The organism is Microcoleus sp. T3_A4, assembly GCF_036700465.1.
Taxonomy (GTDB): Bacteria; Cyanobacteriota; Cyanobacteriia; order Cyanobacteriales; family Microcoleaceae; genus Microcoleus.
Genome location: NZ_JAUBOY010000019.1, coordinates 1 through 12758, shown reverse-complemented (window position 1 = coordinate 12758; position 12758 = coordinate 1). Strand labels below are relative to the sequence as shown.

Annotated in this window: 5 protein-coding genes; 2 read left to right on the top strand and 3 right to left on the bottom strand. The window is 47.0% G+C overall.

What is annotated here, in order from left to right:
• Positions 1–63: 63 nt before the first annotated feature.
• Entirely contained in the window at positions 64–3477 is a 3414-nt protein-coding gene (locus QUA07_RS12420; RefSeq protein WP_333325646.1) for a PAS domain S-box protein, read from the top strand.
• A gap of 55 nt (positions 3478–3532) precedes the next feature.
• On the opposite strand, the gene QUA07_RS12415 is transcribed toward QUA07_RS12420, so the two are convergent.
• Entirely contained in the window at positions 3533–4600 is a 1068-nt protein-coding gene (locus QUA07_RS12415; RefSeq protein ID WP_333325473.1) for an ABC transporter permease, read from the bottom strand.
• Between the two features lie 162 nt (positions 4601–4762).
• Entirely contained in the window at positions 4763–5896 is a 1134-nt protein-coding gene (locus QUA07_RS12410) for an AI-2E family transporter (protein ID WP_333325469.1), read from the bottom strand.
• A 411-nt stretch (positions 5897–6307) separates the two neighbouring features.
• Between QUA07_RS12410 and QUA07_RS12405 the strand changes: the two genes are divergently transcribed.
• Positions 6308–8101 (top strand): efflux RND transporter periplasmic adaptor subunit, encoded by a 1794-nt coding sequence (locus QUA07_RS12405; protein ID WP_333325465.1) that lies wholly within the window; start codon positions 6308–6310, stop codon positions 8099–8101.
• A 366-nt stretch (positions 8102–8467) separates the two neighbouring features.
• Here the strand turns inward: QUA07_RS12405 and QUA07_RS12400 are convergent, their stop codons facing one another.
• Positions 8468–12205, bottom strand: coding sequence for a chemotaxis protein CheB (locus QUA07_RS12400; RefSeq protein WP_333325463.1), 3738 nt, complete (start codon positions 12203–12205; stop codon positions 8468–8470).
• Positions 12206–12758: the final 553 nt, after the last annotated feature.

Below are 12758 nucleotides of genomic sequence, written 5' to 3'. Positions count from 1 at the left end.
GGATACGCAAACCTGGTAGGTGTCAAAATATTGATGTTATTGAAAAGTCTGAGCAGTTGTGTGATGAAAAGCTCGCCCAAGATGTCACTAAGCCTAGTTTTGTTGATACCGCTGGTGGTGCAAATCTCCGTAGCAGTCGGCGTGACTGGATGGCTTTCGTTTCGCAACGGCCAGAAAGCTGTCAATGACCTTGCTACGAGGTTAAGCTTGGAAGTTGCAGCGAGGACGAAAGAAAATTTCCGCAGTTTTGGGGATGTGTCTCATTTATTCCTGCAAATGAATACTGCTGCGATCGCCTCTGGCCACTTAGACCCGCAAGACTTCCCCAACTTAGAGCGCTATTTGTGGAACCAGACCAAGCTGAGCGATCGAAATACAACCATCTACTACGGCGACGAACAGGGCAGATTCCTATTGCTCAAGCGAGAAGCAGAACACTTAGTATACATCAGAGACGAATCAACGGCTCCAAACCGCCAAATTTATCGCCTAGATAGCCAAGGAAATCGCACTGAGCTAATCAAAACCGTCCCCTATGACCCCCGTACTAGACCGTGGTACAAAGCTGCCCAACAGTCAGGCAAAGCCACTTGGTCTCCTATCTACACCTTCGCAGCACCGCCAGTGCTCGGCATTACGCCGGTGATGCCCATCTACAGCCAAACGGGCAGCCTGCAGGGGGTATTGGCAATTGACCTGACTCTTTCTCAAATCAGCGATTTTCTCAAAAGCATCAAAATTAGCCCGTCGGGACAAGTTTTTGCGATCGAACGCAGCGGGGAAATAGTCGCCAGTTCCACAGACGAATTGCCCTTTGTCACCGACAAAGACGGACAAAAACGGCTGTTGGCGACTAGGAGCAAAAATTTGCTAATTCGAGCGTCTTCCACATACTTGCAAAAACGATTTGGTAGTTTTGAAGAAATTGACAGCAAAGGACAGTTTACCTTCGAGATAGACGGCAAACGTCAATTCATTACCGTTGTTCCCCTGCAAGACGGTCGCGGCCTCGATTGGCTGATTGTAGTCGCCATCCCGGAAGCCGACTTTATGAAGCAAATTAACGCCAACACTCGCACAACTATCTTATTGTGCTTTTTTGCCTTCGTACTGGCGATCGGACTCGGAATTTTCACCTCTCGCTGGGTTGTCAAACCGATTACCCGATTGCTACAAGCTTCCAAAGCTTTAACAAAAATGTCCGAATCATCCGGCTTCACCTCCGCAGAATTAAACGGCGAAGTCGAAGTTCAAGGAGTCAAAGAACTGGGTCTCCTAGCTCACTCTTTCAACCAAATGGCGCGACAATTGCGATCGTCTTTTGTTGCCCTAGAACAAACCAACTCTAGTTTAGAACAGCGAGTAGCAGAGCGGACTGCCGAACTCGAAGCGGCAGAAGCGGAATTGCGGGCTTTGTTTGCAGCTATGAATGAATTAATTATAGTTTTCGACGCCAGCGGTCGCTATTTGAAAATCGCGCCCACAAATCTTTCTCTGCTCTACAAACCAATAGAAGAATTAGTTGGCAAAACAGTCACAGATGTGTTTCCGCAAGCTACATCAGACAATTTTCTCAAGCACATCCGAGCAGCTTTAGATACTCAGCAAACTGTCAGCATCGAGTACGATTTAACCATTAGCGACCGCGAAGTTTGTTTTGCAGCCAGCATTTCACCGCTTTCAGCAGAATCCGTCATTGTGGTAGCCCGCGACATTACCGAACAGAAGCGAGCCGAATCAGCGCGACGCCACAGGCAAAAACAATTGCTCAAACAAAATACGGTTTTGGTAGAATTGGCAAGAAATAAAGCGCTGTATCGAGGCGATTTGCAAGTAGCTTTGAGGCAAATCACCGAAGCAGCAGCTCATACCCTACAGACAGAAAAAGCTGGCGCGTGGCTATACGATGAGAGTCGATCGAAACTGCAATGTCTCGACCAATTTAGGCGCAGCAACCACCAGCATTCCCAAGGTAATGAACTCGCAGCAGCAGACTATCCAGCTTATTTTCAAGCTTTGGAAGAACACCGGACGATCGCAGCCGAGGACGCTCTCTCAGATGTGAGAACCAGAGAATTTGCCGAATCTTACTTTGCAAAAGTGGGTACTACATCAACCTTAGATGCGCCGGTGCGGCTGGGAGGACAAACAGTCGGAGTCATCTGTATCGAACAAGTGGGAACTACTCGCAACTGGACATTAGAAGAACAAAATTTTGCTGCTTCCCTGGCAGATTTGGTATCATTGGCGATCGAAGCCAGCGAGCGCGATCGTACACAAAGCGCTTTGCGTCAAGCAGAACAAAAATATCGTAGCATCTTTGAAAATGCCGTCGAAGGCATTTTTCAAAGAACCCCTCAAGGCCACTTCTTGAGCGTAAATCCAGCTTTAGCCCGCATCTATGGCTACGCCACTCCCGAAGAATTGACATCAAATCTCACAAACATCAGACAGCAAGCTTACGTCAATCCTCAACAGGGCGACAAGTTTATGCGGGTGATGGAAGAATTCGGAGAAGTTTCGGGGTTTGAATCACAAGTTTACCGCGCTGACGGCAAGGTAATTTGGATTGCCGAAAGCGCGCGTGCAGTGTGCGACGCCGACGGCAAGGTACTCTACTATGAAGGCAGCGTCGAGGATATTAGCGATCGCAAAGTCTTTGAATCCGCCTTGCAACTCGCCCTAGAAGCAGCCGAAGCCGCTTCCACCGCAAAAAGCGCATTTTTGGCAAACATGAGCCACGAACTGCGAACACCTCTGAATGCCATCATCGGCTACAGCGAAATGCTCCAAGAAGAAACCGCAGAATTGGGTTACGATGAACTCACCCCAGATTTAGACAAAATTCGCACTTCCGGCCGACACTTGCTATCGCTAATTAACGACATTCTCGACATTTCTAAAATCGAAGCCGGCCGCATGGATCTTTACTTAGAAACCTTCGACATCGCCGCCTTGATTGAAGAAGTAGCATCTACTGCCACGCCGCTAATTGAGAAAAACGGCAACACTCTAAACTTGGATCAAATTACGAATATCGGCACGATGCACGGTGACATTACCAAAGTGCAGCAGATTTTATTAAATTTGCTGAGCAATGCCGCCAAATTCACTCAAAACGGTACAATTACCCTCACAGCCAGCCGAGAAAAATTTGCGCGCGACAGCAGCGAAGCAAAACAAGAAAACACTTCTGAACCTGCGGCAAGTTCTCAATCTTCAATTGCTAGTAAAGAATTTTTAGTTGTTAATTGTACAGATACAGGAATTGGGATGACTCCCGACCAGTTGCAGCACATTTTCCAACCCTTTACCCAAGCCGACGCTTCCACCACCCGCAAGTACGGTGGCACCGGTTTGGGACTCGCAATCAGCCAGCGTTTTTGCCTCATGATGGGCGGCAATATTTCAGTAAAAAGTCAGGAGGGTGTTGGTTCTACTTTTACCATTCGCTTACCTGTTAATCCGCCCAATTAGGGGGCGTAACTGTTACACCTGCTCTGCCTGGGAACTAGAAATTAATAACTCCCAATTACCTTTGAATGCTTCTCGGATCGAGAGCATCCCGCAACCCATCCCCCAATAAATTAAACGCCAAAACAGTCAAAATAATCAGTATCGCCGGAGGCCAAACCAACCAAGGCTGCAACACTAAAATCGAAGCATTAGTAGACAGGGATAGTAAATTTCCCCAAGAAGGATCGGGCTGTTGAATTCCCAAGCCAATTAAACTCAAAACCGACTCCGCCACAATAAAACCCGGAACCGCCAAAGTAGCAGAAATAATTACATAAGTAGCAGTTTGTGGCAACACGTGGCGGACAATAATATAAATGGGATTGGCGCCCATTGCCCGCGCCGCTTGCACGAATTCTCGTTGTTTAATTGACAGTACCTGACCGCGAATTACCCGCGCCAAACCCGCCCAATTGATAAATGAAGTAATCAGCACAATCAATATAAATCGCTGAGCACTTGTCAATCCCGGCGGCAACACTGCTGCTAGCGCTACTAATAAATAAAGACCGGGAATCGTCATTAATACTTCTGCGAAACGCATTAAAATACTATCAATCCAACTGCCGAAATAACCAGATATGCCTCCGATTAACAATCCCAATGGAAAAGAAATTGCTATTCCTACTAAACCGATGCTGAGGCTGATTCTGCTGCCGTGTACTAAGCGGCTGAATTGATCGCGCGCTTGTTCATCCGTGCCTAAAATGTTAATTTGACCTTCTCCTGTAGTGCCAAAAAGATGCCTGTCTAATGGCAAAATTCCTAAAAATTTATAGGGGGAAGCTTTGACAAACAAACCGACAGCAGAGGGTTTTTGCCAGTCTACAATTACCTCACGAGCGCCGGTATTCGCATCCACTGGGCCCTGAGTAGTCGGATAAACGTGGGGCCCGATAAATCGCCCGTCTTGGGTGGTTAAATAAATCTGAGTCGGCGGCAGCAATGAACCGTTTAATTGAGAGTCGTAGGGGTCGTAAGGTGCCACAAATTCGGCAAAAAGTGCGACTGTATAAAAAATTAACAGTAGCACTGCTCCTAACCGAGCTAGAGGATTTTTTCTAAGATTTTGCCACCAGTTCATAAGTTTTTAGGTTGGAGATTTCAAGTGGGTTAGTAATCAAGACTAAAGTTCTTAAAGTTCTTTGTAGAAACTTTAGTTTTTTCTTAAGGGACTCAGCAGCCAAAAGTTAATCCCTGACTTATAAAAGTTTTCATTACTGAATTACTTACTACAAAAATTAGACTACTTTTGTTCATCTGCGACCAAGATTATTCTAGTTTCCTCTTCTGGTATTTTCCCCAATTCCTCGCCGCTAAAAGGATTGTAGAAAAACGAGCCTGTTTGGGGCGGCAATTTGGGATTGAGTACAATTTCTACTATACTTTTTACAACCCCAGTCAGCGGAATTGCCAGGATAACTCCCAACAATCCTCCCACTCTACCTCCTAAAAGCAAAGCTGTAAAAATAACTACCGGGCTCAATCCGGTGAGATTGCCCATGATTCGGGGAGCTACTAAATTATCCTTGATTTGCTGGAGACCGATCGCCACTACCAACACTTGCAGCGCCAGCCACCAATCAATAAACGCTACAATTATACTAACAGTGCCAATTCCCAAAGTTGCTCCAATAAACGGAATTATTTCCGTCAATCCTATAAACACGGCAAACAACAGAAAAAACGGAACTTGCAGCCACCAAAAAGCCAGAGTCAACGAGATGGCCATCAAGAGTCCCAGCAATAACTGTCCCGATACAAATCGCTGGAGGTTTCGCTGCAAAGTCTCTGTTAAAACATAGCGAATGTCTGGGGAAAAAATACTGGTCAAACCCTGCCAAACTCTTTGCCCGTCTAGGAGCATATAAAAGGAAATTACCACAATAAAAATCAAGTCCAAAAACCAGTTAACAGTACCGACAACTAAGCCTAAACTCGTACCGGCGAGCGCCTGCACTTGTTCCTGCACTTTCGCTGATAACTGCTGCTCCAATATTTGCACGTTAAACGGCAAATTGCGCTCGGCACTCCATGCTTGAAATTCAGCTAGCTGCAGTCGCCCCGACTCCAGTAAATCCGGGAACCTCACCCCCAACTGGCTCGCTTGGCTGAACACCGGCGGCACAATAGTTAAACCGATTACTACTACTATCACACCCGCAGTTAAATAAACCAGCCCCGCAGCTACTCCCCGTGGCAAAAATACTTGCAGTCTTTTTACTGCATAATTTAATAAAAATGCAATGAGTCCCGCTGTTACTAAAATGCTCACGAGTTCCCCAACATAACTGACAGCAGTCAGGGTAAACCATCCCGTCACTAGCACTAGCAGCCAAGTAATTAAAAACTGTTGGAGGGGAGAAAAGAGACTATTCATTTTGATTTTTTTTAAATAAAGTGGCACAAATTTTTTAGCAGATGTGCCGTATTATACAGTAAACACATGAGAGTATAGATTAGGAATAATCAGTTCAAGATTAGACTGACTTTTCTGAGCATTGATAGATAGGTGACGGCTAAGCCAGTTGGGGAGACACAATGCCAGCCCGATCGACCCCACGATCAGAAATCACGCTCATATTCAGTATGCCTCAGAGGCAGATCAAATTAAATGTCGATCGTACAAACTCGGATCAATTCGCCATTGTAAGGTGAAAGGGCACCACACTCACCCAAAAGGGGGACGCGGGACTGCTGAGGCTATCCGCTAAAATTAATCAAATATAAAAACCGCAATCTTTCTTTACAATAAAAAAACCAAAGGCTAATAGCGGCGAGAGGAACTACCGTGACCAATCAAGTTTTTTCAGAAGCGGAAGAAAAGCAACCCCTTCCCCCCGTGCAGAGCGGACGCGACAAGAACTCAGCAGTGGATGTACCTGAAAGTGGGGTCTCAGAAAACTCTCGCTGGTCATTCTCCGGTGAGGAAGATGAACGAGAAGTTGCCCTAGAATCTCCAGAAATGGAGGGGGAACAATCAGAAGTGTGGGAACCAGAAGCAACTGAAGTTGGGCCCCGTAAAGAAATCAGGTGGCCTGCCTTGTTGGCGGGCGCAGGGATTGGCGTGGCTGCAACGTTGCTAGCAGTAAACTTGACTGGGGGCAAACAGAGTTCGCGTCCCGCAGCTCCAATTCCCTCGGCAACTCAGCAGGCGACGGCTCAGACTGTGACAGTGGCGCCTGTGGAATCTGCCGAGGTGGGTGAAACTCTGGAAGCGACGGGTACCGTGGTGGCCTACGACTTGCTGCCAGTGCTGCCACAAGCCAACGGTTTGCAAATTAAGCAGGTGTTGGTGAATGAAGGAGATGCGGTAGAAAAAGGCCAGACGATGGCGGTTTTGGACGATTCGGTGCTACGATCGCAAATTGCCGAAGCGCTGGCGGGAGTACAATCGGCCAATTCTACGGTAGAACAAGCCGAAGCTCAGGTGCAGCAAGCTCAGTCAGCCCAACAAGAAGCCCAAGCCGGCGTTGCTCAAGCCCAAGCTGGCGTTGAAAAAGCCATCGCGGACGCAGCGCAAGCCCAAACAGGCGTCGGGCAAGCAAGAGCCGGTGTGGAACAAGCTAAAGCCGGTGTCACTCAAGCTAAAGCAGGCATTGCCTCCGCTCAGGCTAAATTAGATCAAGCTCAAAGAGAAGTAAATCGCACCCAAGATTTGGCTGCTCAGGGAGTAATTAGTCGGCAAGATTTAGAAAGACGCAAGACGGAACGGCAGACTGCTGTTCAAGACTTGAACAAAGCTAAAGCTGACTTGAATACAGCTTTGCAAGAACAGAATAAAGCAGCGGAAGAAGTGCAATCTTCTATTGCTAAAGTAGCTACTGCGGAAGCTAATATCAGTACGGCTAGAGCGGCCCTCAGCAGCGCTCGTGCTAAAGTGAATACGGCCGGAGCGAGTGTCAGCAGTGCGAAAGCAAATGTCGGAAATAACGCAGCAAGTGTCCGCAGCAATGATGCACAAGTCAAACAGTTACAAACTCAACTAGAACAAACAATTGTTCGAGCGCCGGATAGTGGCACTGTGGCTGAAAGAATTGGTCGAGTTGGCGATGTTTCTTCGGGAAATCAAAAACTCTTTTCGATTATTCGGGGCAACAAACTGGAACTACAATTGAAAGTGCCGGAAACTCTGATTTCGCAAGTGCGGCCGGGAACAGCAGTGCAAATTACTTCGGATTCTGACAAGCGGATTAAGTTGTCAGGAACTGTGCGAGAGATTTCGCCGGTAGTTGACCCGCAAAATCGGCAAGCTACGGTGAAGATTGATTTGCCGACAAGCGAGTTTTTGCGATCGGGAATGTTTTTGCGCGCATCCATTTCGACGACAACGGCTCAAGGTTTGAAAGTCCCCGCTAAAGCTATTTTGCCGCAACCTGACGGCAGTTCTCTGGTTTATAAACTTGTGGGCGAGGACAAGGTGCAGGCTCAACCTGTGGAAGTAGGGGAAATTTCCGGGGGTGCTGTGGGCGATTTGACTGCTGCTAAGGTGGTGGTTAAAAAGGGTTTGAAGGCGGGCGATCGGGTGGTTGTTACTGGGACTGGTTTTCTTAAAGATGGCGCTGAGGTTAAGGTTGCTAAATAGTTATATCGATTCCGGTAGCACTCCTTATCATTGTTGACTGTTGACTGTTGACTGTTGACTGTTGACTCGATTTTATTATTGTGATGCAACCCCAATGAGTGTTGACTGTTGACTGTAGAAGGCGGGGTGGAAAAACTCAATGGTTGAGTGTTAAATGTTGACTCGATTTTATTATTGTGATGCAACCGGAAACGATATCAGATGAGGAGATAAGATTAGAAATAATATCAATTGCAGTTGCGCCGGAATGCTATCAAATCCGCGCTTCATCGTCCTGATTAAGTCGAATTAAGCTGCCAACAAATAATTCGCGCAATTTTCATTTTTTTGACTCACAGTCAACAGTCAACTATCAACAGTCAACTATCATGAGATATCTGTTCGTAGGGGCAACCTCACGGTAAACGTTGCCCCTTGTTCCTCACCGGCACTTGTGGCACTAACAGTACCGCCGTGGAGTTCTACTAAATGACGGACGATCGACAATCCTAGCCCCAATCCACCGTCTCTGCGAGAGCAGCTACTATCCGCCTGACGGAAGCGATCGAACACATAGGGGAGAAAATCAGGCTGAATGCCTTGACCAGTATCGCTAACTTGGATTTGAGCTATTCCATCTATGTAGTCTAATGCGATGTCAATTCTGCCTCCGGCTGGGGTGAATTTAATCGCGTTTGAAAGTAGATTCCACACTACCTGTTGTAAACGGTCTGGATCGCCCAAAATCTTTGGTTTTAAAGGACTTAGCCTGGATTCAATTTGAATATTTTTGGCTTCTGCTGCGAAACGAATTACCCCGATCGCATTTTCAAGCAGAGGATTCAGCTCAATTTCAGAAGCATTGAGCCGAAATTGGCCTGTGCTAATCCGCGAAACGTCTAATATGTCTTCGATGAGCTGGTTTTGTGCTTTGGCGCTGCGCTCGATCGTTTTTAGCGCCTCCTCGGTTTTAGCCTCGTCAAATTTTTTCATACGCAGCAACTGTGCCCAGCCAATCATCGCATTGAGCGGCGTCCGCAGTTCGTGAGAGAGGATGGACAAAAACTCATCTTTGACGCGGTTGGCTGACTCAGCAGCCACCCGACCCGCTTGTTCTTGCATCCGAAGGCTGCGTTCTGTCTCCAACTGTTTTTGCTGCGTGATATCCTCGATCGCCAACAGAATCATCTGTGTATCGCCGATCGGAGGCATTTTGCGGCCATTGAGCAGCATTATTTTATGCCCGATCTGCTCAAAGTCATGCTCGACCTCAAAATCTTGAAACTGGGGATTTCCGGCCAGAATTTCTGTTAGGAGCGATCGCAACTGGGGAATATTCCACTGTCCATTACCCAGATCGAACAATGAGCGCTGCTCCGTTTGGCTCGGAATCACCTGAAACGTCTCGTAGAAAGAACGATTGGCAGTGATTGCCTGCAGGTTGAGATCTAACACTAGCAATGGTTCCCGCACGGTTTCCACGATCGTTTCGGCGTAATTTTTTGCTTCCGTCAACTGCTGCGCGCTGAGTTTGAGCTCGTTGATATCGACCAACATCACCACAGCCCCATCAATCTTGTTGTCGATCGTCCGGTAGGGTCGAAGGTGCAGATCGTACCAACGACCGTCTCGATCTTGAATCTCCTGAACTTTCAAATTGAGCGTGCGGATCACCTCTAAAATCAGTTGCTCTAAGTCCGGTACTATCAACTTGTGAGTGATGTCGCTCAAAGACCGCCCAACATCAGTAGAAATCAAGTTGAAGATGCGTTCGATTGCGGGAGTAAACCGGCGGATTCGCAAGTCGCCTCCCAGCATCAGGATCGGAATATTGATGCTGGCCAGCAGATTCTCTAAATCGTTGCTTACCTGAGTCGATTCAAGATTGCGCCGCTGCAATTCGTCATTAATCGTGTTGAGTTCTTCATTGGTTGCCTGAATCTCTTCTTTCGCCGTTTCGAGTTCCTCATTCATGCTTTGCAACTCTTCGTTGCTGGACAAAATCTCTTCGTTGGCGGCTCTCAAATCCTGATTAGCGGCTTGATGTTCTTGGACGATCGATCCGAGATGTTCTCTTGTGGTTTTCAGTTCCTGTAGTAGCCTTGCAATCTCCTGAGTTTCACCCTGTGAAAGATCAGCGTTGACTCTACCATCGTCAGTATTAGCAGCAGGCATTGCAGATATCGGGGACTCCTCTTGAAACAACACTAAAAAATAGTTTTTTGCCACAGCGCCGGCTTGGAATGGAATCACATTAATTCTTACCTGCCGAATGATCTCGCCCTCTTTAACTTGCAAGCCTGCCCGTGCGATCGGCTGCTTCTGCTGTGAGGCTTGTTGAATTGCAGTTCGCAGTTCCACGCGCAATCCTTCTTTTGCCATTCTCAGCAGGCTAAAGCTGGCCCTACCGGGGGCCGGTTCTAGGTAGGCATTTGTCTGTCCTCGAAATTGCACAATCTCGCTGGCTGTGTTAATCACGACCCCGACAGGGGCATAGTGATTCAAAACAATGCGATCGGCCTGTTTCTCCATTTCGATTTCGTCCAACTTTTCTGTCTGCAGCGGTTGAGGGTTGAGGGGTGTCAGAGGATAGTTGTTAGCAGTTAAATCTATGCTGAGCCAATGCGACAACTGTTTTTTAGTATAAATTTTGTTCTTTTTGTCGAATAGCGCAAAGAATTCTGAAAAGTCTCCCACCGTTTCCGAAGTGCCTAACAGCAAAAAGCCTGCGGGCCGAAGCCCATAGTGGAACATTGGCAGCAGTTTTTTCTGCAACGGGGGGCCCAGATAGATCAGCACGTTCCGACAGGTAATCAAATCCATCCGGGAAAAGGGCGGATCGCTGATCAGGTTTTGTCTAGCAAAGACGCAGAGTTCGCGCACGGGCTTAGCGATTTGGTATCCGCCCTCGACTTGGACAAAGAACCGATTTAGGCGTTCGGGTGAAATATCCGCGACTTGAGCCTGGGTATAAAATCCACTGCGGGCGATCGCGATCGCACTTTCGCTGATGTCTGTGGCATAAATCTGAATCGGCAGGTTAGTAGAGCGAGCTGCTAAAAACTCTAGCAAGCAAATGGCGATCGAGTAAGCTTCTTCACCCGTGGAACAGCCGGCAATCCAAATTCGGATCGGTTTTTTCGGCGATTTATCTTGGACAATTGCGGGAAAAACATTGCTGCTTAAGGCCTCAAAGGTTTCGGGATCGCGGAAAAAGCTGGTGACATGAATTAAGACATCGTGATACAGCGCGGTTACTTCTGCCGGGGTGTTTTGGAGATATTCGGCATAATTTTCGATGCGTTCGAGCTTGTAGAGCAACATCCGCCGATGTATCCGCCGCTTCAAGGTGGTTTGCTTGTAGTTAGTAAAGTCAACTCCTGTAGCCGCCCGCAGCAAACTGTAGATAATGGCGATCGCATCTTTATTTTCGATCGCATCTTCGCTGGTTGTCGATTCTGTCGCAGGCTGAGCAGCAATGTAGGGATGACGGCCGATCTCTGCTATTTTCTGGGCAATTTTTTCCGGTGTCAAGATAAAGTCTACCTGACCCGTAGCCACCGCAGTGTTGGGCATAGTGCTGACTTGTGCCGATTCTTCACATTGGGCAAAAGTAATACCGCCCGCGGCCTTAATCGCTTTTAACCCTTGGGCACCATCGCCGTCGCCCCCGGACAAAATGACGCCGATGGCTTTGTTCCCCCGTTCTTCGGCGAGGGACAACAGAAAAGTATCGACGGACATAAATACCCCGCGTCCTCTGCCACGAGGCGTTAGCTTGAACACCGATCGCTCGATGGTCATGCTGAAATTCGGGGGGATGACGTAGACCTGATTCGGTGCTATGAGCATCCCATCTGTCACCTCATGCACGGGCATCAGGGTCGATCGAGCCAGAATCACACTCAACACACTTTCCTGACTCGGCAACATATGCTGAATTATTACAAACGCCATGCCGGTATCGATCGGCAAATGGCTCAGTAATTGCATAAAGGCTTCCAATCCACCTGCGGAGGCTCCTATTGCGACTACAGGAAATAAGTCGTTTTGATTGTTCTTCTTTTGAGCAGTTTTGATACCAGCTTTAGGTGGAGATTTCTTGGAATTCTTTTTTTCAGTCATTTTTTATACCCAATTTATGCTTTTTTAAGTAAGTGTTATGGTAAATTTTTATTTTTATTATATATGATAAAAAATCATAAAAGTAAGGATTAGCCATCTAGCTGCGTATATATTTGAAGCGCAGTCGGCGCGTGCGATCGAGCGATTTTCAAATTATTATTATTATTATTATTATTATTATTGAGAGCCATCCTGCATCAAGGGGGACAATCGTGAGGGTTTAAATCCCTCATAAATTCTACTAATTGTACTCTTGAAAGTTGATCAGGAGTAAATTTTCCACATTCTGCGATGTAGCAATTCTATGAATATTTGCCAGAGAGTCCAGTTCCCCTAAATCCGCCAACTCATCAAGAAACTTCAAAGCAGAATCTTGTCCACCTTGATGAAGCAGTGGGGCTAGGGAGAATCTTCGGGGAAATCAAATAGTACAATTAAGTATAAAAACTTAAAAAAATCCTCTACAGAACCGCAATTATAGTTATTTCAAATAAAAATGAGACACTAAGTTGCACAATAAGCGCGAATAATCTCATCAAGAGATGTGGCAGAA

Excerpts from the sequence above, each read along its gene's own strand:
- QUA07_RS12420 (WP_333325646.1), top strand. The coding sequence starts at position 64 with ATGAAAAGCTCGCCCAAGATGTCACTAAGCCTAGTTTTGTTGATACCG.
- QUA07_RS12400 (WP_333325463.1), bottom strand. The coding sequence starts at position 12,205 with ATGACTGAAAAAAAGAATTCCAAGAAATCTCCACCTAAAGCTGGTATC.
- QUA07_RS12410 (WP_333325469.1), bottom strand. The coding sequence starts at position 5,896 with ATGAATAGTCTCTTTTCTCCCCTCCAACAGTTTTTAATTACTTGGCTG.
- QUA07_RS12415 (WP_333325473.1), bottom strand. The coding sequence starts at position 4,600 with ATGAACTGGTGGCAAAATCTTAGAAAAAATCCTCTAGCTCGGTTAGGA.